Here is a 24,673-nt window from a genome sequence, read left to right on the forward strand (position 1 = left end):
AAATCCAGCGCGCTCGTATACTTTAATGGCCCCATGGCTATTGTTGTTTAGTTCTATTCATGAGCAGCCAGCACCGCGGCCAGTCCTTGCACATCCAGTCCGTCTACGGCAAAAGCACGCCGCACCAGCTCAGGAGGCACGAATTCGTCGTACTTACCCAGGTATGGTGCTTCGGCGGCATCCAGTAAAGCTTCCGCATCCGTGACCGCGGATAGTTCAGATTGTATGCCTGCCAGCAGCTCATCGGCAGACGCTCTTCCTGAAACGACCATGTAATACGGCTCCATCGGGACAACTTGACGTAATCCCATCGGCTCGGCAAGATTATGCTTCAGAAGGCGCTCCAGGGTACGAAATTGCTTGCTTCCAGCCCACGGCAAAATAAACAGCGAATCGCCGCCCGCCGGTATAACCGGACTGCGCAGCAGCCCGCTCTCCCGGGCCAGTCTCCGGGCCCGCTCCAGTCGGTTGACCGCACCGGGAGCCAGGTATGGGTACAGCGTCTGTTCCAGCAGAACCTGGCGCATTTTGTGCAGCACCCGCGTATGAACGTCGCCGCCGGCACCAAGCCAAAGCGTATCCACCTTGCCCTTGGAGGATTTGACATAGACAGCCCTGTGCTTGCTGTCGACTTCCTCCACCTTCCACAGCTTGCCGGCCAATGAGAAGCAATAGCCCGGCGGCGGCACGGTTGTGATGCTGCCGATCTCCTCAGAGCCGTTATAAACCGCATGCTCTTCGTCATCCTTGAACACCGCATAGAAGCGGAAGTTGTTTACGATCTTCTCACCGCCAAGCCCGATGATTAAGGCGCCTTCCTCTGTCTGCTGAATATGATCTGTCTGTAGTAAATACCGCAGAAGCTGCTTGAATTCCTCCGGCTCTACGCCGCGAAAAGCAGGCAGGGTCAGCACGGCCTGCGCCAGCTCGGCGGGCATTGCCTCGCCGATGCTTTTGAGCGTGCTCATCGTTTGATGATAGAGCACGCCAACGGGCTTGCGCCGCAAATCCAGCGGCTCTACCCAGCGCTCGCGGACGTACAGCTCAATGACAGCGATCGCCCGCAGGAGCGTCCACGGCATTCGGGCAGGCAGCTGTGCCTCTTCATCCTCTTCCTCCGCACAGAGGAACATCATTTCCGACGCCTGATCCCCCCGCCGGCCGGAACGTCCCAGCCGCTGCACGAAGCTGGAGCAGCTGTATGGTGCGCCGAGCTGAATGACTCGCTCCAGCTCGCCAAGGTCGATGCCGAGCTCCAGCGTCACCGTCGCTGCCGCCACCGCCGGCCCGGGGCCGGACCGGAGCGCTGCTTCGGTCTCCTCGCGCAGCATCGCCGATATGCTCCCGTGGTGTACGTGGAATACGTCATGATCCTCCCGCTTCGCGGCGATTCGCCGCAGTTCCAGCGTAGTCAGCTCGGCGTCGGAGCGGCTGTTGGTGAAGACGAGCGCTTTTTTCCGGTGCGTATGGTCATAGATGAAGCTGTAATAGTTTTGCTTTGCCAGCTCCAAATGCTCGGCCTCCCGCTCATCCCGGGCGTCCGGGAACGAGAAGTGCTCCACCGACAGCTTCAGTTTCCGTCCGCCTTGGGGAGATACGACCTCCACGGGCTGCGAGGTTCCGGCTCCAAGCCAGCGGGCCGCGGCCTCGTAATCACTCAGCGTGGCAGACAGGCCGATTCGTCGCGGCGAACAGGAAGCCATGCGCTCCAGCCGGGTTAGCTGGCTCAGCACCTGGATGCCCCGGTCCGCCCCCATGAACGCATGAACCTCATCAATCATAATGTACCGCAAATCATGGAACAAAGCCGGAATCGCATTCGGCCTGTTCATGAGCAGCCCCTCCAGGGACTCGGGCGTAATTTGCAGGACACCGGAAGGCCGCTGCACCAGCTTGGTTTTCTCCGCCTGGGAGACATCGCCGTGCCAGTGCCATACCGGTACCTCCCCCTCCCGCAGCAGCTCGGTTATGCGCTCGAATTGATCGTTGATCAGCGCCTTGAGCGGCCCGATATAAAGTATGCCGACGGACCCGGAGGGCCGATGATACAGCTCTGTCAACGCCGGAAAAAAAGCCGCCTCCGTCTTACCCGACGCTGTGCCGGAGGCGATCAGCAAATGATGGCTCGTATCGAGCAGCACACGGCAGGCCTCGACCTGGGCCTCTCGCAGGCTGTCCCATTGCTTCCGGTAAATATATTCCTGGATAAACGGCGCCAGCCGGGAAAAAGAACTAGCTCCGCTCATAACTCAAACTCCGCCAGGAAATCATCCAGTTCATCCTGCGCTCCGTCCTTGCGGTCACCCGTGCCAGCTGCATGCTCCCGTTCCCGTTCGCCCAGCAGCTCCGCGAACGAAAGCTCCTTATGCTGGTACAGCATATGCAGCACATCCATGAAATCCCGGACCACCTCGCGGGTCGTCAGCAGTTCTTCGGCGCCAAGCCGGTTCACCGCCGCCTGCATGAAGGCGATCAGCTGTTCATCCGCAAGCTGAGACTCGTAGCCGAAATGCATAGCATGGATATCCCGCAGCTTCTGCAGCAAAACGAGGATTTCCTCGTGGGACAGCATGTCCAGCTTCAGAATCGGCGAGGTGTATGTCCGGCGCGAGCTGCTGCTGTAACGGCCATCCATCAAACGGGAACGCAGGGCATCATAGCTGAACAGCCCTCTGCGTTCGTCCTCGACGAACTGAGGTGTCCCGCCAAGGTAAATTCCCAGGTGCTGGGCTTTCCCCTGCATCGTGTCGTTGAACATCGTCAGCAGCTTCTCGTAGTTGCTCTGGCGGGATATGCTATTGGTGATTTTGTACAAATTGACGCCTTCATCCATAAACAGCAGCAGCCCTTTATACCCGATGCGCACTGCAAATTCCGCCCACAGCTTCATGTAATCGTACCAATTGTCATCGTCGATGATGACGCCGACGCCGAGCTCTTTGCGCGCCTCCGTCCGGGTCGGGTACTCCCCGCGCAGCCAGCGCAGCGCCGACGCTTTCCGGTCGTCATCCCCCAGCTTGCAGCCGCTCCAATAGGCAGCCAGCACTTTGGCGAAATCAAAGCCGTGCACCAGATTCTGCATCTCATTGCATACCGCATAAATCCGAAGCTCTACCGCTTCATGCAGCGCCGGATCGCCGGGCCGCAGACCGGCAGCCTGCATTTGCTCCTGCTGTAGTGAAGCGATCCATTTTTGCAGCATCGGCTCCAAGGCGCCGCCATCCGGTCTCGTTCGAGTGGACATGTTCATCATTAGCTCACGGTAGGTAGCAAGCCCTTGTCCTTTGGTGCCGACAAGCCGCCGCTCTGGCGATAAATCACCGTCAGCCACTACAAACTCCCGGTCCATCGCATAATTGCGGATCATTTGCAGCAAGAAGCTTTTGCCGCTTCCATACCGTCCTGTAATCAGGCGAAAAGCTGCCCCGCCTTCCGCGATATTGTCCATATCCTGCAGAATTGAAGCCACCTCGGCCCTTCGCCCGACGGCGATATGCTCCAGCCCGACCCGTGGAACTACCCCTGCTGTCAGGGAGTTCACCAATGCCGTGGTCAGGCGTTTTGGTATTTGTATCTGTTTCATCGGTGTCACCTCATTTATAAACATGTTGAACTAAGCAGACTCCCAGTTCTTCCTTGTATTCCTGGGCGATCTCATCACCGTCGACGAGCAAGTCGCCGATGCACTCCATCGCAATTTCGTTGATTTCGTCCAGCAGCAGCTCGGGCATGGAGCCGGCCTGTTCGGCAATGCCGTGCCGTACCGCGGCGTCCTCTCCATCAAGCAGAGCGGACAGCATGTTGAGATGCGCGGCGGATAACCGGGCGAATAATTCACGCCACTCCTCCGGCAGCTCCGTCCCAATCCCTTCTGCCGCAGCTTCGCTAAGCGCCACTTCCCCGGGCTCCATCCAGCCCCGCTCAAAATCGAGCTCCGCCTGCTGCAGCCTCGCTGATTGCTCAGGATCCGGCACCTTGCCCGCTTTGGACAGCTTAGCCGGCAGCGCTGCTTCTTCCCTGCTCTCATCTGACACAGGTGTCTGCTCCTCAGTCGTCAGCATATCCCGCACCTCATCCGACTCCCACTGAATCCTTTGCAGCTTCGACGTGTTGATTTTCACTTTAGGGACGAAGGCTCTAGCCTCCTCCGCCTTACGCTGCTCGAATTCTTTATGCAGGAATCGTGCAACCAGCTGTTCCACGCTGGACTCCACTGTAATTCCCCGCAGCTTGCCTCGAAATCCCGATAACTCGCGAAGTTTGTTCTCCGTGAGCCTGACAAGCTGGGTTACATACAAGCGCAGCGGGAGGTATGTGCTAATCGGCAGAACGCTTACCATAACGTCGCGCCCATACAGCTCGTGATCATATACAGCAGTGCGGAACAAGGGCCTGCTGACTTTTTTCTCGCGGGGCATGAACCGTTCCAGCAGCCTTACGCCCTCGGACTTAGACAAATAACCATCGACCATCGCCACCACTTTCGGCGCATAGGCCTGCAAATCCTTGCGCCCCTGCCCGGTGTAAAAACGGCTCTTCTCCACATCATAGTCGATCATCGTCCTCAGCATATCCCAGGTCAGCACAAGCGGCTCTGCGGTAAATCTGCGTTTCCACTCCAGCTCTTTCAACTCCGCGGATAAATTCCGGGGGAGCTTCTGCAGCGGAGCCAATGGCTGGACATGCAGCTCGAATACCAGCCCGTAATCGTAAAGCCATTCGCGCACGTACGTGTCCAGCTTCGGATATCGCTCCCGGTAAGCGAGCCAGACCCGCTGCATCTGCTCATGCCCTTCTGCCGGTTCATGTATGCCGATGCCATGAATCAGCTCGTACAGGTACACAAAAAGATAAGACAGATCCGTATCCGGATACCGCCCAGAGCGTACCTCTCCTCGCCAATACAAATACCAGCGCAGCTGCCCCGGCTGCATTTGCTCGTAAGTGGGCCAGTAAGCATGAAAAGGGATAAACTCTGCCGCTTCTCCGCCCTTCCATTCGAGCTCGCGCGCCTGCTCCACAAACTGCCGTTCCCGGGAGACATAGCGGAAATTTTGTCCCCAGTCCACTTCCCGCCCGCCACGCTCTGGTATTACCACAAAGGGCTCTGCCCGCTTCTGCTCCGGCTGCTCAAGCTCAATCTCTGCAAAGGTAAGCTGCTCCCTAATTCTTCCCTGGATGTTCACCATACCGTCGTGCCTGACCGTTCTTTCGTTCATCGTCCATAGACCTCCATCACGACACTATTATATCATCAAAGCGAAAGCTTGTTCGCATTTTTTAGGCGGCTTAGGGGCTATTTTCCTTATTACGGGCTTCATGCTTTATCTCCTCTAGCAGTTCCTCTTCAATCGCTTCATTGCTCATATTGAAATCGTCCTGCTCCACGATTCCTAGCTTTTCTTTAATACGTTGGATGTCGTTATACATTTCACGATTTCGGATATACATGCTAAGAACCATCCCAAAAATAACAGAAACCAGAAGCAGCACTCCGACCGGACCCATAAATATGGAAACCAGTATGGCAATTATTATGGCAAGCAGCGTCCCAATGATAGACATTTTCTATTCCTCCGCATCTGCATGCATCGTGATTTATCTGTATAATGATGCTATTTCATATTGAAGGCTAGCCAAATCCAAAATAACGTCGAGTATCTATCTAAGAAAAAAGAGCGACTGTTGTGCTGAATGTTATCCACAAACCTCGCTCTAATGCTATACGATTACTTAGCATGATACATTTACTTTTCTTTTTCGATGGCGTTATATGAGTCTAGTATTTTCTCTTTGTCGATTGTAACCTCAACCTTTTTTGTTTTTTTCTCGCTTGAAGCATACCAACTTTTAACTGTTTCAAATTCAGATGATTCTAAATCAGGCAATTCGATCATAAACCGATTGTGATCAATCCATTGGTAATTCACTATAGGCCAGGTTGGTTTATCCATATACTCTTTAGCTAACTCGCTTGATTCAAAAGGAACTACTTTCATTTTCAACAAATCAACTGTTATTAATATATGACGGACAATTTCGCCACCTTCATTAAAACCATACTTTAATAATACTTCTTTTTCTTCCGGTGAAATTTTGTAGTCTTGAAAAATACCTGTGGCTAAAGCAACACTTGTGATCTTTGAATCGGTTTTCTTCACCAAAATAGTTGAACATTGCTTATTTCCGCAATTGTACTTTAACAAAATAAAATGACCTTCAGTTGGAATATGAAGTACTTCAAATTGTGTTCGTTCCATTTCTGTCTTGATGTCTGCTTGAGATTCTAGGTAAGCCCTGTATACTGGAATATCTTTAATCACTAAATCCAAATGATGACCATTCTCATCTTTTATAGTCAGCATATCAGGTATAGCTTCCTCCGATGATTCCGCCTCAACAGAACTGGTCATTGCCGTTTTCATTGGAACTGACAAACCGTGTATAGTGATTATTAATGCTGTTGTGCCCAATACAATAATCAGGAAGAGCGTGATTAATTTTTTCACTGCAATTATTTTCTCCTTAATTTTTGCACACCGCTTTCTAGGTAATTAATTTCAATTTACGATCATAAAAAGGGCTATTGCCGTTAGGAAAAATGGGAATCCCCATAGAAAAAACATCGAAGAAAACTTGTTTCTAGATTCTTTATCCTCCGCCGTTTCTATCTCTCTATTGGCTCTCATTTGAACCCCGCTAACAAAAGTCCCGTTGAGAACGCCCGCTAGCAGCAGCATGATAACTCCGACTCCGCCCGTAATGTTTATGGCCTGTTGCCATTCCCATAAGAAGCCTATAAACAATGACAATACAACACTGACAATGATTCCGGTCATCAGTTTTTTAATCGTAATTCCCTCCTGCTGCTTCCATGATTATACATCTGAATAACTAGGGATGAAAGGTTAGATGCCCGAGTCCGCTTACACTATATTTTTAGTAAAAATCAATTCGAGCGGAGCATTTTCTTGCATTAAACATCCGGCATCCTTATACCCAAGCTTTCTATAAAAGTGCTGTGCCTCTTCATCGGATTGCGTCGATGTCATGACAGAGCTAAAGCCTTTCTTTCTCATCTGCTCTTCCCAGTAGAGTACGACTTTCTTCCCGAACCCTTGGCCTCGATATTCTTCATCAATCCATAGCATGTTCATAAACGGCGTGTTATCCCAGAAATACCCGAATCTCATCCAGCCTATTTTTTGATTCGACTCCCACAATATGAAAATCTCATGTTCATTTATTTTGTTCTTAACCAAAGCCTCAGCAATATGTCTGTCTCTTTCCACGATATATTTATAGTCTGAATCTGCCGCCGCTTTTATTTCCATAGTTTTCGATTTCTCCCCTAAATTCATTATAGAACTGGATTGACGCAGGATAGCTATTCAATAGCTATGATATTCCATCCCATGATATAACAACGCGTTGTACTTATTCTGACAAAAAAGCCCCAGCCAAAGATAGCTCCTATCTTAAGCTGGGGCGTTTGTTGTCTGAGCTTCTTCCTTCATTATATATGAAATAAAATAAATAAGGAAAAGAATAAGCAGATTGCTTATCCTTTTCCCTATTTATGCGGGCTTATGAATGTTGTTTAGTTATTAACAATGATTGCTTACTGTCGACCAAGTTGCTGCTGTAGTCGTTACAGTCCATGTGATTGTAATCGGAAATGCCTCTTGCTCTTCTGGTATTGCAGCTAATTGTTGCAGCTCCAGCACTTCATTCATTGTTTTCACCTCCTTTCATGAAGTAAGTATACTGTCTACGTAACTAATGGAGTATTCATATACCTTGTCTTCGTTACAAATTGATTGATATTTATAACCGGCAGCCAATATAATGGGTTGGATTCTAAAATTCCTTGTAACCCTAGTATGATCCCTGCGCTTCCAGAATATAAATCATCGGATAAGCGATAACAGAAGTTTCCTGGAAATAAGCAATGGTCTTCTTTGAAAATAAGGAACAAATTTAACCGGTCAACGGCTCGCTTTTTGTGAGTTTCAATCATTTCATAAGTATCGTCCAGCAGAGGGGGTATCAGTAAAAAACCGCCCGCCCCATCAAATAATCCCCCAGTGAAAGTACATCTTATATGATTCAGATTAACTATTAATTTGAATTCGTCCTGATAATGCTTCTGCCCACTTACATGATTCAGATACCAAATCGCTACTCCAATTCCTATAGATCCCCCTGCTAAATAAGGAATCAACAATTTTCGATCATTCATCGTTTGCAGAACCTGCAATTCCTCGTCAATATGGATGTTTTTTAAATCAAGCTCTACTAACTCTTGTGCCACCACATAAAAAGTTGTATTTCTCGTAATCGCATACATGGCTGTAAAAAATAACGATACACCTGACCATCCATCGATAAGCCCAACAGGATCAGCAGCCCAGTCGGAAACGGTTAAACTTCTATTATCTCTTAAGAATTGGATAATATGACTTGCAATCGATTCAGCTTGCTTTAAATATTGATCATTATTTTCTTCAAAATATAAACTGATTAAGGCAAGTCCAATACCGGCCAAGCCTGACCTTAATGAAATATCGCCGCTATTGCCAGTTAAATTGTTAAATAAGTTTAAAGCTCTGTCTTTATAACCTAATTCATACAGTGTTGCAGCAATACCAGCTTTACCAGTAAACAATCCCTGTCCCTGCAATTCTAATTGTTCAGAATGAATGTTATGAATGAATTGTTGTTCAATCCAATGGATCACTTGTTTATCCACATTTCCTGTTCTAAACAAAGCTAGCGCCGCACCAGTGCCCCCAGTAAGTACATTCGTTGCTCCACCAGCGATTTCAAATTGTCTAATATCACCATGAATCAAACCTTGATCTGGCACTAGATTTGCCAATATACCTGCTCTTAGACCTTCTATTAACCAATTTATTTCATCTGACAACCTTTTTTGAGTATAGTCTATGGGGTTATATTGTTTCTCTTTTGTGGCTGATAAATGGGTGTCACATCTGTTTTCGACTTCTCGGAGAAATAAGAAGAACTCACTCCCAAATTCTTGTTTAATCCACTCATTGTGATAAGAGGTTATACTATCTTCAATATTGCTTATCGGACCAATGGGCAGCACACAATATCTTAGTATTTTTTTAACTGCATACCAGTCTCGTTCCTTGCGGTTTATATTTTGATGATCTGAAAATCCCATCGTATGAATTGCCGCCTTATCTTCACGATCCTTGTGATCAGCAGACTCAAAATCAATAAGTGTCACTTCCAAATCCTTCGTGATCATAATATTGGCTGGCTGTAAATCGCCCATGCCCACATTTTGACCATGCATCTCGGTAACAATATCTATTAAACGGAGGATTATTTGTCTCAATTCATTCATATATATTTCTTTATCTTTATCGCGATGAAAGGGGTATTTCGCAGCTATCCACGTTTTCATATCAATCCCTTCCACATATTCTTCTACTAGAAATAAATGCTTCCACGATTTAAAATAATCAACTACCTTCACTACACCTTTCACATCCGTAAGCTTTGATAATGCTTCGTATTCCTTTTGCAGCCTGTCGATCGCATCTTTATTTTGTCCGTCCAGCCCTACCTTTGGCCTTGCTTCTTTAATAACTACCTTCCGTTTATCCTCATTTCTTTCTGCGATATAAATCCCGCCGCCATTTGTAAATCGCAGCGCATTTTGGAATTTATATTGTTTAAACTTAGAATTATTTTCATCAGCATCAGAAAAATGGTTGTTCAACTCTAAAAATTGATCAAAATCTTTGACAAATTCAGGCGCCTGATAATAAGGGGTACGATTATCGGGAATCAGTTGTCCTGTGGGATCCTTAATGCAAAATTCGCCTTTTTCGTTGGAAATTTTCACAAAACCCCCATATCTATAGTATATATTGCTATTCTTCCAGCACTTATCACTTAGAATATAAGGCCCATTTTCTTGATCTTTAACCTTGTCATATAAAATATGAAGTAATTGATAAAATTCTTCATCGGTTGGAGGATATATCGTTATGAATTTTCCGGAGCTTATTCTATTCCCATTTTTGGAGTTAATACTATGTAAGCAGGTTTTATTTAGAAGATGCTTAAAGGTAATTTTACGTTCGATTAAAACTTGGCTTATGTCCGCTAGAATTTGCTGTGCATTTTCCATCGTTGCACTAACATGAATCTTCCAGCCCTGATCCTTGATTTTCTTATTTGCAAAACTATAAATGATCCAAGGAGAATTCTCCTCTGTTCTAATCAAACAATCTTCAGACAAATGGTTTACCGTGAATTCAGCTGTTTTGTTGCCAGCCTGCAGTTTCTCAAAATATTTTGAATCATTATTTACGTACTTAAAATAAAGATGGTTTTTATCCATTATGGCTGCTCCTCCCTCATTGTAATTGTGCGCTAAATTGCAATTCACAGAATTGCTGATACAATTTATGAGTTCTTTGTAATTCATAGTGGGTTCCTTGGCCTGTTACCTTGCCATCTTCCACAAAAATAATATATTCGGAGTCCATAATCGTAGATAATCTATGAGCTATTACAATCGCGGTTCTACCCTCAATAATTTTCTTCATCGCAGACTGCACTTTTTCCTCAGACTGACTGTCCAAATTTGATGTTGCCTCATCTAATAAAATGATTTTAGGATCTTTAAGGAACATTCTTGCGATAGCAATTCTTTGTCTTTGTCCGCCGGATAAATGGAGTCCTCGCTCGCCAATATGCGTGTCCAATCCATTAGGCAGCTGACTTATGAATTCCCATGCATACGCCATTTCGCAGGCTTGAATAATTTTCGCCTCATCTTGCGGTTCTAATCCAAAGATTAGATTCTCCCTTATAGTCCCGGTAATTAGACTGTGCTCCTGAGATACATAACCGATTTGAGAACGCCAGGAATGCAATGAATAATTTTCTATACTTTCACCATCTATATAAATACTCCCGCTGGTTGGTTTGTAAAATCGCTCCAGCAAGGAAACAAACGTCGTTTTTCCGCTGCCGCTTGGGCCAACTAACGCATAAGTATTACCGCTCCTAATATTTAAAGTAATGCCCTCTAAAGAAAATGATAAATTTTCCTGAGTGTTATACTTAAAGCTCAAATTGCTAATTTCAATGTCTTTGCAGCTTAGATCTAGATCCTTGCCTTCATTTATATTCTCTTCTTCCTCGGATAGCAGCTGTAAAATTCGTTCTGTTGCCCCCTTGGTTTTCTGCAGCTGAGAGAAGAAAAAACCAAAGTTAGAAATAGGATTGATAATATAAAAAATCAAGGTTAGAAATGCAATAAAAGTTCCTACCGTTAAACGGCCATTCGCTAGCTGGACACCGCCATAGCCAATAATGATCATAATAATAATTAACATAATCATATTCAGGAATGGATTTACCGTAGCTGACCATTTGGCTTGCTTCAAACCTAGTTGCATTAGATCATTAATATTTTTTAGTCCTTTATCGATTTGATAGTTTTCAGCTGTAAAAGACTTAACCAACTTATTTTCGGATATCATTTCAATCGCACTAATATTCAATTTTCCAGTTGATTTTTGCGTTTTTTTAGAAAGATCCGATAACGCCCTGCCTAAAGGAATAAAAAATAACAGAAATATTGGAATCGCAGCTACAATAATCAAGGATAATTCCCAACTATAATAAAACAGCCAAAATCCACAAAATAATATGGTTAATACAGCATTGATAAATGTAGAAAATGAATGAGTAACCAAGTTGTATATCACGGTAGTATCACTAACTAATCTACTGGCTATATCGCCTGATTGGTTTTTATCAAAAAACGCTGTAGGTAATTTTACAATTTTCGTCCAAGTCATTCCCCTTAGATTAGCAACAACTGTTAAGCCAACCTTGCTTAATAAATAACTTGATAGAACACCTGTGATTGTCACACAAATAAAAATGGCTACTAAACCAATTAAAACGCCTCGATTCAAACTGCCTGAGAGGGAGTAGGAATCGATGATATTCTTTAAAACATTAGGGATAAATGTTGAAAGTATGGCGCTAGCAGAGCTTATGGTACAAGCCACAATAAAGAGTCCCACATGAGGTTTCGATTTATGAATAAGCTCGAAAAAATTACCCCACGAATATTGACTTCTTGCTTCTTTAGCCATCTTTTCACCTTTTCTATTGTTTATTGGATCAATAAACCTACTATTCATGCAATGATCAATGAATATAATTTAGCTATTAGAAAGAAAAAGATAGAGGTAATGGAAGCTGTGGGTATTTTATTTTGTAATAAATAGTTCTTATTGGTCATCACTGTCTTGTTTATAAGAGGAAGGTTAGAAAAAATGGTTTTGAGCTAAAATCATGATGTTTATGGGGTAAATTATGAGGTGAGTAGTCTTTCATTAAAATATAGTAGAATACTATAATTTATTTGTGTTTAATTTTAACATACACAATTGTGTATTTCAAGATTATAATTCTATTAATAGTAATTAATTACAATTATACATCACTAATTCAGCATGATTTTTGAACAAAAGAATGCTCACTCACGTATGTACATGTCATGAAAAGTCTTGTTTTCAAGGAGGTTAAACATGGATTACATATCGCCAACAGAAGCAGCGTTAATGGTGAAACGGTGGCCTAAAGATGCCATAGCGGCGGGTCGTCGTCATAGCGTTGGGCTTAAATCGGACGGTACAGTGGCGGCTGTGGGTGATAATAAATGCGGCCAATGTGATGTAGGTGGCTGGTACGATATGGTGGCAATTGCGGCGGGTAATGTTCATATAGCGACGAATACGGGTAATGCTCATACCATCGGGCTTAAATCAGACGGTACGGTGACGGCTGTGGGTTGGAATAAGCATGATCAATGCAATGTAAACGATTGGCGTGATATTGTAGCGGTTGCAGCAGGCTGGCGGCATACGATTGGGCTTAAATCGGATGGCACGCTGGTGGCTGCGGGTCGAAATCATGAAGGTGAATGCAATGTAAGCAGTTGGCAGAATATTGTTGCGGTCGCGGCGGGTGACTGGCATACCATTGGTCTTCAATTGGACGGCACAGTCACGGCTGTCGGTAATAATCGGCATGGCCAATGTGATGTAAGCGGCTGGCGCGACATCGTAGCGATTTCGGCGGGTTACCTTCACACCACCGGGCTTAAATCAGACGGCACAGTCACGGCTGTAGGCTGGAATAAGCATGGCCAATGTGATGTAAGCAGCTGGCGCGGTATTGTGGCGATTGCGGTTGGTAGTAGTCATACCATCGGCCTTAAATCGGATGGTACGGTGGTGGCTGTCGGTTGGAATGAGTATGGCCAATGTAATGTAAGCGATTGGCACGATATGGTGGCGATTGCGGCAGGGGCTGCCCATACTGTCGGGCTTAAATCGGACGGTACAGTGGTGGCTGTGGGTGATAATAAATACGGCCAGTGTGATGTAAGCGGCTGGAGCGGCATCCAACTGCGCGGCAATTGATATTCGATGGTAATAACTCCACTTTCCAATTGAAATATGGGCCGGATCGCTGCTGAGACAAGGGTAACCAAGCCTAGCGTTATACGAAGTCAAAAAACACCGGCCATTCTTGATGGAATGGCCGGTGTATAAATTCGGGTTCTATGTTACTTAGGGCTCGGCATGCCGCTAACGATTTGAGTCAACGCTTCACGGACTGGTGTAGCTGGCCGACCGAGCAATTTCTCAAAATCATTGCTTTCGACCTCTAGCCCGCCTTCTCGAATGCCTTGTTGAATTCCTACGAGAAACGGAACAAGGAAATCCGGAACACCTGCACCTTTCATGATGTCAGCGTAGGCTTCGTCTTCAACCTGTTGTAGAGGTATGTCTTTACCTAACACTTCACCAAGAGCGGAGGCAAATTGCTCCTGCGTCAAGAGCTTGCCTGAAAGTTCGTAGACGGTATTTTCGTGACCATCTCCAGCTAGTACAGCAGCAGCAGCCTCCGCATATTCCTGCTGAAGGGCCCAGCCGACTTTGCCAGATCCGGCAGATGTTACCCAAGGTGCGCCAGCCATGACGCCTTGAATGCTTGAAATTTCATTTTCCAAGTACCAGTTGTTACGCAAGAAGGAGTATGGAATTCCTGTTCTCAATATCGCCTCTTCTGTTGCCTTATGCGGTGGAGACAGGAACATCTTGCTTTCTTTCGCGTTAACTAGGCTAGTGTATGCAATAAATTTAACACCAGCGCGTTCAGCTGCTGTAACTGCATTTGTATGCTGCCGAATTCGTGTTTCATTGTCCCCGTCCGCAGAAATGATTAATAAGCGACCGATTCCTGTCAAGGCAGTATCCAATGTTTCCGGGTGGTCAAAATCCCCTTGGCGAACCTCCACACCGCGAGCCCGGAATCCTTCTGCTTTTTCCGGATTGCGGACACTTACAGCCAATTGATCCGCAGGCACTGATTTCAATAAGGTTTCAACAATTTTTGTCCCTAATTTTCCTGTCGCACCTGTAACCAATATCTTCATAATTCGGGTCCCCTCAGGCTAAATAATTTCAAGTTTTTATCTCAATACTTTTAACGCACCGCTCCATGCTACTACTTGATCCAGCATGGCATTCACGTTATCAAGATGCAAATCCTGTGGTTTGAAAACAGAGAAGTTTTCGAAATCTGTAAACAATGACAATGTCGGATGTACGCGAACATCTGCAATCAATAATTCGCCCATGATTCCCCGCAGATGTTCTGCTGCACGAGCACCACCTGTTGAACCGTAGCTTACGATACCTGCCGCCTTGTTGTTCCATGCTTCGCGCGCGAAATCAATGGCGTTTTTCAATGCACCTGTGATGCTGTGATTGTATTCTTGAACGATGAACACGAATCCATCTAGGTTCGCAAGCTTTTCATTCCAAGCTGCAATGCCTGGCTCCGTACCGTCGGTTGTGCCCAAAAACGGCAATTTGAAATCAGCAATATCTACGATTTCGTAATTCGCATCCCCGCGTTTGTCAGCGATTCCTTTCACCCATTCTCCAACTTGCGGGCTAACGCGCCCATCACGCGTGCTTCCTAAAATAATTCCGATGTTTAGTTTTGACATTGTTTTTTCCTCCTTATTTGTACTTCCGAATATTTTGCCCAAAAAACCCATTTTTCCACCGCCAAAATTAATGTTATTATGATGGCCAGTTTCGATGTCAAGCTCTCCTGACGGATCCGCCTCCCTTCGAACATGTGATGAACATAAATCAGTTCATTTGCCTATCATAGCTTCAAACGAATAAATTTAATTAACCGGATAATAGTTAATTACTTTATGTAAGTTATTATATTTATTTTATCTATTTACGTCAAGTATGCATTTATAGCTAAAGCATTCCGGGAATGCTTGGGTTCATGCCTGCCTCCCTTTATTTATAGCTGCTCTGTCCAAGTTGTTCTTACATACCCAATTTTCATGCCAATACTCTCCATATTTCTATGGCTTTGGGTCAAGTAGCCAGCCTGACCTACTACTATGCTGCAATTACTCATACTTGCTTCATAGATACGTCTTCGTATTAACGCATGGTGAAGTCCAGAATTACGAAATTCGGGCAGTGTTCCAGCAAAAGTTAATGACGCAACTTTATGATTAATATGCATGACACCTGCGGCAGACGGGATGTTATCCTTCATGGCTAAGAAAAACTTCCAGCCTGGCCTGCCATGTAATATTTGATTATTTCGAGCAACATGAGGAATACCATCATCTGAAAGGCCAGTACTTCGGCAATGAATAGCCGCATATATTTGAAATTCTTCTTCTGTAATTTCCTTAATGTAAATGTCACTTAACTCAATCTTGGAATTATCCTCTATTGGGCAATATAGTGAAGTATGAAACCCGGACTGATACAATCCTCTTTGGGCAAGTCCTTGCAGCAGACCTTGATTGACCCGTGATGGAACAATTTCAAACTGCACCTTTCGCTTTCTTAATCTATAGAAATCAATAATATCATCGAGCAGCTCAAAATCATCAGTACTTATGCCTTTAACCGTATTAAATGCTGGCCAGGGCATAGTCCCGCTATACAGTGCAATTGCGCTGCCAAAATGTTTGATCTCTACACCTTCAGGATTACCAGGGCTTTCTTGAATCGCTTTCATTCTATCTAACATGTAATCTGATTCGGACTTTTCGATTAATTCAACTTTGTCTTGGGTAAGTGTATGTTGCATGAAGAAAATACCTCCTCCTGATTTAAACATATACAAATTAGATCAATTAGATTCACATATCTGTTTCCAGTAGGCCCATGCTTCTTTGTATTCAGGCAAATCATTTGGATGGTGCTTGATGCTTAACCCTACCCGACAATATAGTTGTATTAGCGCTTCCTCTATCAACCTTGATTTTTCTATTCGTCCTTGCTCAAGAAAATTGTAGGCCGTAAATAACGTATCCATGTTCATATCATCCGGCGAAGAACAAAATGCATACAGAAAATCATATACTATAGGTCCAACCATAGGTGATGGATCAATTACGCCAATTAGAGTTTAAACCGATTTCCATTCATGTCGTAAAAGTGAGTATAAAAGCTTCACTTTAAATTCATGATATAGTCCTCCAATATTTACATACGCCATTAGTAATTCCCTTAAGTTTCCCTTGGTTCGATTCAATTACCCTTCTAGAGCGACGGTTAGTCTCATCACAAGTAATCAATACCTTTTCGATTTTTTTATCCCGTGCTGCTTTTAGCAGTTCCTTCAGCATTAATTTACCGTATCCTTTTCCTCTTTCGCTCGGTCTAACCATGTAGCCTATATGTCCTCCATATTGAAGCAGCTCTTCATTAAGACGATGCCTGAGCTTGCCTAATGCAACTGGATATTCATCGATATAAAGCCAGAATATCGTTTGAGGCACACGGCCTTCCTCTATTCCAATCCCTTTTGCTTCCTCAACATAATGCAATAAACTCTTAGAAAATGTCTTGTAATTTTCTAACGGAAAGGAATTTGTGAAGCCATTTTCTCCAAGGCCGATTTCCTTAAGCATGTTGTAGACATCATAAGAGTCATTAACAGTAAGCTCTTTTAGTTCAACTTTTATTGGAATCACCCCTCGCTTCTTCCATAATTATACACCTTGTGATCAAAGGGCGATACCAAAGACCAACCTGATTTGATATCGTGATACTCTTTGTACCCCCTCCCTTAAGCTTCTTTCGGCTCGTATGCTCCTAATTCATTGCCGAACGGGTCAACAAATTTGATTACCCAGCCAAATCCATGATCTTCATATTGTCTTATATGTACATTGTGATTTTGGAGGATTGAATGCAGCAAGCTAATCTTTCTGGTAATAAACATAAAAGACGGCATAGGGAGGCCGTCTTCTGCAAACCATGATGTCTTTTCGTTTTTTGTACTGTAGTGAAGCATTAAAACAGGACCAGAACCAAACTTTAACCACGCTGCATGAGGATATACGGTAAATGGCTCAAGTCCTAATACTTCACTGTACCAGCTTATTGCTTTGTTCATATCATTCACGGGCAGTTGAACATGATCTACGTTTTGGATTAATCGTTCCAAGTGATTCTCCTCCTCAAGTTTCAAATTTTATTGTTACAGTCAGCGACATCATCGATGTTAACTTTCCAAATCATGTGGTCAATTGCCTTGCCCCAATAATCTTTTAATAAATATTGAGGTTCTCCGAAATTATTTGTCCAGATTTGTTGCGCAGTCTTATATCGCTATCTAGAACAAATTCCTTGATCCCTTTTTGACGCATTGCGTATAATCTCATTAGCTGGCCCGATTTCAATTGAACCGATTATTCCCCCCTGGTGTACAGAAAAACTCACATAGCTCTCTAGTTTCTCTTCTGCTTGGTCTTCTTATCTCCACGTGCAACGAACTAATCATTATATACGACTTCCGTTCCGGCGATAAAATCATGAATCGCTCTTTTATCCTCTCTAAGCCCAACCATGAGTGCACTGATTAAAACACCGATCCCTGCGGTCAGACCATAAACTATACCCGCAACTAAGTTACGCAATAACATCGTTCCAATCCCCGGTGGTGAATGATCATTTATTTTTCTAATTTTGATCCCGCAAATACGCTTCCCACAGGTATATCCGTCCCAAAACACTGGCAGTAATAGCGAATACAGAAAGGACAGTAAATTTGTCACGTATTCCTTATTTAGTTCGCTGCCACTAATGATGAAAGTAATGATTCCTAATGAAATACCGACAATGATCGCATCTAATAGTAACGCTCCAAATCTAGCCCAAAAGCTCGCAGCCATACTTCGCCTCCCACCTTCCTCTTGAAGTCACTTCATGCCTTAGGAAATTCTTTTAAATATGGTTCCTTCATCTTTCTGATTCCCAATTAGATCTTTCTCAGTAATAATTAATGAAGAGAAGCCTCCAGCATCATTCGGTATGAATTCCAATGACATGCTTATATGATCCAAATAAAATGTATGAACGTCCCTCGGTTTTAATCGCTGATTGCCAAAAATAATTAACTGTTCATCTTGTATCTCAATATGGATGCTGACCCCTAACTCAACATTTTGGAAGCTCCCCACATATTGCCCTAATTCTTGCGGACTCAGAATTGGATCAGGCATATAAGTCAGGTTTAGAAAATCCAATATGCTATTGTAATACCGAGGCCATTTCCACGCCGTATTATCAATCGCTAGCGTATTCAGCCTGCATTTTGCATAAGCATCGCGAGCTAAAACAGCATATTCATGCAAAAAATTCAGGTGCAAATTCTCATCTACTTGGCCGCGATTCACGTAATAAGGCATATGTTTATATTTCTCATAAGTATGCTTAAGCCAACTTTCCCCGCCCCGTTCTGCCATCATTCTATGAATTCCAACAGTGGGATCTTCTTGATAGAGATAAATTAAGGTGCAATTTATTGCAGCCAATCGGAAGTCTATTTCTTCTATAAAACGGATGATATCGTCTCTATCTGCATCCAAATGAAGTTGTTCAATGATTGGATTCTGAAACAAGACCGACTCCATGACAATGACGGAATGATCCTCCGGTAGAGCAGCCAGAAAGCGGTCCAAGTTGGCAAGATATATCTTTCCCCATTCTTCAGGATCAGTAACTTCACAATCTAGAAAGATCGGATGCTGAAAAGCAGATTCATGAAAAAGCTTCGTTTTCCTTCCATTTCTTTCGGCCTGTAAAGATATGAATCTTGCCGTTGTTGACTTGCCTGATCCGGGTATCCCTTCGACAATGATTAGGTTCAAATATAGTTCCCCCTTCTTGTTAATTATTCTTTAGTGCATAAAAAATAATGATAAAAATCCTGGTCTTTCATATATCCGTTTCGTTCATATAGTCGCTGAGCTTGTAAGTTATTAACCGCTGTCGACAGTTCTATTCCTTTAGCTTTTATTTGTACGGCGTACCTTCTTGCTTCTTCTAACAGTAGTTGCCCTAATCCCTGCTTCCTATATTCTCTGAGCACAAATAAGTCGTTTAATATTAGAGATCTTTCCAATGAAATAGACGAAAAAACAGGATATAATTGTGCAAATCCACTTATCATATCTTTGCTTATATCTTTTACTACAAAAATGATAGATTCCCGAAAATCAAAACGTTCGAATAAAAATTTATGTGCGCACTCCAAATTTGACTGCTGTCCGTAAAATATGCGATATTCATTAAACAGATTTGATAATTCATCTAAATCTTTGATCGTTGCTTGATAAACATCGTACTTTGAACTCATAGTTCCCATCCTCACTTACTTTTTATCATTATTAAATAAATTCACACCAGAAATAATGCATAAGGGAAACAATAATAATAATCTTAACCAATCCATTAAAAGCCAAAAGTCGCCGCCATTCACAGCACTAGAACTCTGTCAACTTTAAATTGATAGTTTTAGCAGCGCTGGCATTATCTTCACTATATTCTCACTTTACCAGACGATTTGATGTTTTTCTATGTAAAAAGAAACAAGGAAACCCCAAAAATCCCGGCAGGAAAAACCCACCGGGACTTTGTTGAGAGACGGTCATTTACAGCTTCCGATATTTAATTGATTTCCAAATAATCGAGGAAAGCATCCCATGTTCCGTTATCGGCTGTAACTACAAGCTCAACCTCTTGATTTCCGGTTCCATGGCTGACATTATTTAGAGTATACACCGCAGGACTGCTTCCGCCGAAGTAGAAGGTTCCCTTCGTTTGTCCGCCGATTTTCAAATCAACTCTAGCCATATTGGAATTGTTCGAAGCACCGCGAAGTGAGAAATTATTCGTGCCAGTCGTGAAATTGTGATTAAATTTCACCGAATCACCGTTGGCGTATAGAGCCACTCCGTTAAATGGCGAGTTGATATTCCCGGTGTACTGTCCGCTTTTGGTCATACTCTCGGCCTCGACCTTCGAACCTGTACCTGGCTGAGGCGTTGTTCCCCCGCCGCCAATGGTCAATGTGTGGCTGTACACATTAGCGCTTCCACTACTTTGATAGCCCTCTACGGTAAGAGCAACTTCATACATCTTACCCATGGTCATGCCTAATCTTTCCCAAGCTTTAAAGTGCTCGCTTACCGAGATGGTCCCGCTTGTGCGCTTAGATGTCCGCACACTCCAATACTGCTTGAAAGTAGCCGTGCCTTTAATGGATGGCTGGTTTACTCGAGTCGTCTCATATATGTCATAAGTTCCCCCGTCAACAGTAACGGTGCCCTTTGGCGAAGCTCCAGGCGGACGCCAGCTGCCCCAGCTATCAACGATATAATATTCTACGAGCGGATCAACCGTCCAGCCATAGACCGTTAAATATGAGTTGCCGTTTGGCTGATAAGTTGCCCCATAGGTTATCGAGATATTTCCAATCTGCTGATGCGTTTGCGTTTCATTAAACCTCTTGCCTTTTCGGAATAAAATATTATTGATGTTGCTCCACTCCGCACTGAACGTGCCTCCATTGCCGAGGACCATCGTTCCGTTTCCGCTATCCTTCCAGTATTCATAGTCGTAACCGCCATGGGTGCCCATCGAATTGCTGGTAACTGTTTGCGCACTTACTGCTCCGGGTAATGTTAACGTGAAGCAGAGCAACAAAGCGGCAATCAACTTCATTTTTCTTTGTTTCATCGTAATTCCTCCCTTTTGGTTTAAACTGCATCTCGTCATCCTATGATGCTGTGCAGACCCTAGCAAATCTTTTTTATCACTTCCTTCCAATAATGGGTTTGAAAGCGTTTGCATTTATTATTTTAACAGAGGACTCCTTCCTTTTTCTTGTAATAAAATAAAGCTTCTATCGTCAAAACTTTAGTTTTTACCCACAAATCTCATTCATATACACATGACATCCCGGTTGGAAGGATCCAACCGGGATGTACCAAGCGAAACCTCCTATTCAATTTAAAATAATGATTGTGTGCTTCAGAGTGTTATTGGATCTCCAGATAATCCAGGTATGCATCCCAGGTTCCGTTATCGGCTGTAACCACGAGCTCAACCACTTGGTTACCTATTCCATGGCTAACATTGTTTAAGGTATAGACCGCAGGACTGCTCCCGCCGAAATAGAAGGTCCCTTTCGTTTGCCCGCCGATTTTCAAATCGACTCTGGCCATGTTGGAATTGTTCGAAGCCCCGCGGAGTGAAAAATTATGAGTGCCGGTCGTGAAATTGTGTGTGAACTTCACCGAATCGTTGTTGGCGTATAGAGCGACTCCATTGAATGGCGAGCTGATATTTCCGGTATACTGTCCGCTTTTGGTCATACTCTCGGCTTCTATTTTTGTACCTGTGACAGGAGGAGTCGTGCCCCCGCCGTCAGGGGCAACTGCCCGGCCGGTGCTCGGGGAGATCATCCCGGAGCAAAGGCCACGGTTCTTGAGATTTTGCGCAATCTGCGGGATCGCTTGGAGCGTTGCTTGGTACTGGTCATGCATCAGGATCACATCACCGTTTTGCAGTCTGCCTGCTGCGGCTACGATTTGGGCGGTGCTGGCGCCATTCCAATCCTGGGAGTCAACATTCCAGAGCACTTCGGTAAGACCGTTCTGGGACAAGATAGACTTCAAAGTGGCATTGGTCTCGCCGTACGGCGGACGGAACAGCTTCGGCGCAGACCCGGTAGCCGACTGGATCGCCTGCTGTGTCCGCGTAATTTCCGAAGACATCTGCGAACTGCTTAGAGTAGTCATATGCGGATGTGTATAAGAGTGGTTGCCAACCCACATGCCTGCGCTCACTTGGTCCCGCACCAAAGACGGGTAGTTCTGTGCGTTTTGTCCCGTATTGAACATCGTTGCACGCAGACCAGACTGCTTCAGTGCATTAAGCAGGTTTGTCGTATTACCGGGATTAGGGCCATCGTCGAACGTTAGGCCAACGTAGCCATTCGGGCAGTTGGCATCGGCAGCATTGGCAGCGGGCATCATCGGAAGAGAGAACAATGAACCGAAGAGCGCAAGTGCTAGCGCCCCTTTAACTAGTTTTGCTTTGAACATAGTAGTACCTCCTCATCATTAAATACGAGTATAGTCACTCCCTTCACTCCTGATCGCTGCAACTCTCTCTATGAAATTAGAGATTTGGCCTCATCTCCTTGTGATTTCAGTATCCCAACAAAAAAGCGCTTTCAAATAAAAAGATTGCTGCTGCTACCTTTTCATCATGAAAGCCGCTTTTTGCCAGGTGTCTCTAGTATAAATGATCAGAATGGCAAATAATATCTTACAATTAAACCATTTTACCCCAATTATCTTAGGGATATTTGTGCTCCAGCTGAAATTTCTATTTTACTGGCTTTATACATTCTACTCTGTTTCCAAATGGATCTCTAAACTCAAATCTTTCAAACCCTGGAATAGGTATTGACTTTAGTGTTTCAATTCCATTTTCTTTTAGCCGGGTTTCCATTAGCTTGATATCTTCTACTTCGTAGGCGAGATGAGCTTTTGTTAATAAACGATCCACTCCTGCTTCAGTACCAATATGCAACTGCTGGTCGCCAACTTCAACCCAAAATCCGCCTCTGTCAAGCAAACTTTCTGGTTTTTGTATTTCCTTCAGCAGTAAAACTCCACAATAGAACTTCCGCGCCTTTTCTTCTTGGCCCTTTGGAATTGTAATCTGTGCATGATGAAATTTGAGTATCATAGTTTGCCTCCTAATTATTGAACCATTTCAAACCTCTTAACAAATCGATATCCATTTATATCAAAACCATTTTTCTTATAAAATTCGTGTGCTTTAATCCGTTCTGGTTTGATACCGCTGGACAAATAAAGGCTATTTGCCCCCTTCTCCTTAGCCCAATTCTCTATAAATGCAAGTAGTTCCTTTCCTATTTCTTTCCCTTGAAGATCCTCCCTAACAACTACAATTGAGATTTGTACTGTAACTCCATCCCCTTCGTAGTAGTGTACTAAGCGAGTACCTATCATACCAACGACTTCATGATCCTGAATTGTTGCCACGAATGTAAAATACCCCGGATTATTCTCGATCAGTTTCATTCTCTGCTTCATGCTATCCACATCGGTTGGATAACCTAAATCAGCCATCAAATCAGTTACGGCTTCTAGGTCGCTTGAATTATATTTACGGATTAAAACCAATCTTCCATCACCCGCTCTCTTAAATTGGCTAGACTATCGGCTTTAATATCGTTTTGTCTCGATCTACAGTTGATGTTATAAATTCCTGTTTGATTTCTTGTTTGAGTACTTCTTTAAAGCGCTCTCTGCCAATCTGATCAAATCGTTCCTGAACCCTTTGTGCATGTTCTTCATCCGCTTTAATCTTTGTTTCAATCTCTTCGTACTGTTCAAAAGAATCATATTCCCAGAGAGCAAAAATCTCACTCGTGTTCTCATCCATTTCAAGATGCCATCTGCCGATCAGTCTAGCTCCATACTTCAACTGAGATGGTAAGAGAATATCGTTAAATAATGCATTAAACTCCTCCACGAATGAAGAATCCACGATATATGTCTTTCTCCGATAGATCATCATTCTACACCTGCCATTTACCTAGTTTTGAGATACACCCTCATAGTTTCTTGAAACTCTATCTAGACTGGTTATTATGCTCTTCCATTTATGATTCCTGATGAAAATATCGCCCCCTTTATTTTCCTCATAAAGGATCTCATATTTATTTTCATTTGTTATCCCAGGATATTCATTAATAATAACGTCCATCCATGTTTCAATCATTTCATTGAGACTGTTCATTTTGTCTATATCTTCATCTAAGGGCGTATTAGCATCATTTTGTTGAAAGAAATATGCAAAGTTACTGGTTACTAATGAACTTTTATTTTTTAATTCCTCATCATCTTTTGTTTTAAAGATGCTAATATAATAATCCAATTCCTGTGTTAACATTGATGTACGTTGCAAATGATCCGCTAGAACTGTTTTTGTATTGGAATCTGCTTGACTAGTTAATAGAGAGGTTAAAACTTCTTTAATAGTGAAGATAATTACCTTTAATTCACTATAACTATTGAACAGCTCTTGAGAGAGATATTTTTCATATTTAATATTTTTCTGATATTCTTTATAACCAAAAATAACCAAGCTAAAAATAAAAACTACTAAAATCATTAGTTTCCAGTTAATTTTAATATTCACTCCTCCCTTTGGGC

25 protein-coding genes are annotated in these 24,673 nt (G+C 43.8%); 1 reads left to right on the forward strand and 24 read right to left on the reverse strand.

The annotated features are described in order from the left end of the window. Positions 1-53: 53 nt before the first annotated feature. The 10 genes from GNP95_RS00750 to GNP95_RS00790 all read right to left on the reverse strand — a co-directional run bounded on the left by GNP95_RS00750 (position 54) and on the right by GNP95_RS00790 (position 12,158). The gene (locus GNP95_RS00750; protein WP_155609025.1) at positions 54-2,246 is read right to left on the reverse strand and encodes a DEAD/DEAH box helicase; all 2,193 of its coding nucleotides are present in this window, start codon (positions 2,244-2,246) and stop codon (positions 54-56) included. Next, on the reverse strand, positions 2,243-3,583 hold the full coding sequence (locus GNP95_RS00755) for an ATP-binding protein (RefSeq protein WP_155609026.1): 1,341 nt from the start codon (positions 3,581-3,583) through the stop codon (positions 2,243-2,245). The genes GNP95_RS00750 and GNP95_RS00755 overlap by 4 nt, the downstream gene beginning before the upstream one ends. A 10-nt stretch (positions 3,584-3,593) precedes the next feature. Continuing rightward, entirely contained in the window at positions 3,594-5,219 is a 1,626-nt protein-coding gene (locus GNP95_RS00760; RefSeq protein WP_155609027.1) for a TerB N-terminal domain-containing protein, read from the reverse strand. A gap of 70 nt (positions 5,220-5,289) precedes the next feature. After that, on the reverse strand, positions 5,290-5,565 hold the full coding sequence (locus GNP95_RS00765) for a hypothetical protein (protein WP_155609028.1): 276 nt from the start codon (positions 5,563-5,565) through the stop codon (positions 5,290-5,292). 182 nt (positions 5,566-5,747) lie between these two features. After that, positions 5,748-6,509, reverse strand: coding sequence for a hypothetical protein (locus GNP95_RS00770; RefSeq protein WP_155609029.1), 762 nt, complete (start codon positions 6,507-6,509; stop codon positions 5,748-5,750). Between the two features lie 51 nt (positions 6,510-6,560). Continuing rightward, positions 6,561-6,839, reverse strand: coding sequence for a DUF5316 domain-containing protein (locus GNP95_RS00775; protein ID WP_155609030.1), 279 nt, complete (start codon positions 6,837-6,839; stop codon positions 6,561-6,563). 87 nt (positions 6,840-6,926) lie between these two features. Beyond that, positions 6,927-7,334: a GNAT family N-acetyltransferase gene (locus tag GNP95_RS00780; RefSeq protein ID WP_155609031.1), complete on the reverse strand. Its 408-nt coding sequence runs from the start codon at positions 7,332-7,334 to the stop codon at positions 6,927-6,929. A 273-nt stretch (positions 7,335-7,607) separates the two neighbouring features. Next, a complete protein-coding gene (locus tag GNP95_RS25655) occupies positions 7,608-7,736 on the reverse strand; it encodes a class III lanthipeptide (protein ID WP_196427031.1) in 129 nt (42 codons plus the stop codon). Between the two features lie 35 nt (positions 7,737-7,771). After that, complete coding sequence (gene lanKC / locus GNP95_RS00785) at positions 7,772-10,384, reverse strand: class III lanthionine synthetase LanKC (RefSeq protein ID WP_155609032.1); 2,613 nt, start codon at positions 10,382-10,384, stop codon at positions 7,772-7,774. A 16-nt stretch (positions 10,385-10,400) separates the two neighbouring features. Continuing rightward, entirely contained in the window at positions 10,401-12,158 is a 1,758-nt protein-coding gene (locus GNP95_RS00790) for an ABC transporter ATP-binding protein (RefSeq protein WP_155609033.1), read from the reverse strand. Between the two features lie 438 nt (positions 12,159-12,596). Between GNP95_RS00790 and GNP95_RS00795 the strand changes: the two genes are divergently transcribed. Then, positions 12,597-13,493: an RCC1 domain-containing protein gene (locus tag GNP95_RS00795; protein WP_155609034.1), complete on the forward strand. Its 897-nt coding sequence runs from the start codon at positions 12,597-12,599 to the stop codon at positions 13,491-13,493. A 146-nt stretch (positions 13,494-13,639) separates the two neighbouring features. Here GNP95_RS00795 and GNP95_RS00800 read toward each other — a convergent pair whose 3' ends face one another. The 14 genes from GNP95_RS00800 to GNP95_RS00865 all read right to left on the reverse strand — a co-directional run bounded on the left by GNP95_RS00800 (position 13,640) and on the right by GNP95_RS00865 (position 24,659). Further along, the gene (locus GNP95_RS00800; protein WP_155609035.1) at positions 13,640-14,512 is read right to left on the reverse strand and encodes an SDR family oxidoreductase; all 873 of its coding nucleotides are present in this window, start codon (positions 14,510-14,512) and stop codon (positions 13,640-13,642) included. Positions 14,513-14,548: 36 nt separating this feature from the next. Further along, entirely contained in the window at positions 14,549-15,142 is a 594-nt protein-coding gene (locus tag GNP95_RS00805) for an NADPH-dependent FMN reductase (protein ID WP_155609036.1), read from the reverse strand. Positions 15,143-15,405: 263 nt separating this feature from the next. Further along, positions 15,406-16,215 (reverse strand): GNAT family N-acetyltransferase, encoded by an 810-nt coding sequence (locus GNP95_RS00810; RefSeq protein WP_155609037.1) that lies wholly within the window; start codon positions 16,213-16,215, stop codon positions 15,406-15,408. A gap of 376 nt (positions 16,216-16,591) precedes the next feature. After that, positions 16,592-17,104: a GNAT family N-acetyltransferase gene (locus tag GNP95_RS00815; RefSeq protein ID WP_330163205.1), complete on the reverse strand. Its 513-nt coding sequence runs from the start codon at positions 17,102-17,104 to the stop codon at positions 16,592-16,594. 95 nt (positions 17,105-17,199) lie between these two features. Next, positions 17,200-17,580 carry a VOC family protein gene (locus tag GNP95_RS00820; protein WP_155609038.1) on the reverse strand — a complete coding sequence of 127 codons (381 nt, stop codon included), beginning with the start codon at positions 17,578-17,580 and terminating at the stop codon, positions 17,200-17,202. Positions 17,581-17,908: 328 nt separating this feature from the next. Next, complete coding sequence (locus GNP95_RS00825; protein ID WP_155609039.1) at positions 17,909-18,307, reverse strand: RDD family protein; 399 nt, start codon at positions 18,305-18,307, stop codon at positions 17,909-17,911. A 39-nt stretch (positions 18,308-18,346) separates the two neighbouring features. Further along, positions 18,347-19,285 carry a P-loop NTPase family protein gene (locus GNP95_RS00830; RefSeq protein ID WP_155609040.1) on the reverse strand — a complete coding sequence of 313 codons (939 nt, stop codon included), beginning with the start codon at positions 19,283-19,285 and terminating at the stop codon, positions 18,347-18,349. A 23-nt stretch (positions 19,286-19,308) separates the two neighbouring features. After that, positions 19,309-19,773, reverse strand: a complete 465-nt coding sequence (locus GNP95_RS00835) for a GNAT family N-acetyltransferase (RefSeq protein WP_155609041.1) — start codon at positions 19,771-19,773, stop codon at positions 19,309-19,311. A 311-nt stretch (positions 19,774-20,084) separates the two neighbouring features. Beyond that, entirely contained in the window at positions 20,085-21,155 is a 1,071-nt protein-coding gene (locus GNP95_RS00840; RefSeq protein ID WP_155609042.1) for a glycoside hydrolase family 11 protein, read from the reverse strand. 302 nt (positions 21,156-21,457) lie between these two features. Further along, positions 21,458-22,525 carry a polysaccharide deacetylase family protein gene (locus GNP95_RS00845; protein WP_155609043.1) on the reverse strand — a complete coding sequence of 356 codons (1,068 nt, stop codon included), beginning with the start codon at positions 22,523-22,525 and terminating at the stop codon, positions 21,458-21,460. 286 nt (positions 22,526-22,811) lie between these two features. After that, the gene (locus GNP95_RS00850) at positions 22,812-23,177 is read right to left on the reverse strand and encodes a VOC family protein (protein WP_155609044.1); all 366 of its coding nucleotides are present in this window, start codon (positions 23,175-23,177) and stop codon (positions 22,812-22,814) included. Positions 23,178-23,191: 14 nt separating this feature from the next. Then, positions 23,192-23,638 (reverse strand): GNAT family N-acetyltransferase, encoded by a 447-nt coding sequence (locus GNP95_RS00855; protein WP_155609045.1) that lies wholly within the window; start codon positions 23,636-23,638, stop codon positions 23,192-23,194. 28 nt (positions 23,639-23,666) lie between these two features. Next, on the reverse strand, positions 23,667-24,035 hold the full coding sequence (locus GNP95_RS00860) for an NIPSNAP family protein (protein WP_330163206.1): 369 nt from the start codon (positions 24,033-24,035) through the stop codon (positions 23,667-23,669). An 18-nt stretch (positions 24,036-24,053) separates the two neighbouring features. Beyond that, on the reverse strand, positions 24,054-24,659 hold the full coding sequence (locus GNP95_RS00865; protein ID WP_155609047.1) for a hypothetical protein: 606 nt from the start codon (positions 24,657-24,659) through the stop codon (positions 24,054-24,056). Positions 24,660-24,673 lie beyond the last annotated feature (14 nt).

The sequence above is a fragment of the Paenibacillus woosongensis genome (genome assembly GCF_009725165.1).
GTDB classification, from domain to species: domain Bacteria; phylum Bacillota; class Bacilli; order Paenibacillales; family Paenibacillaceae; genus Fontibacillus; species Fontibacillus woosongensis.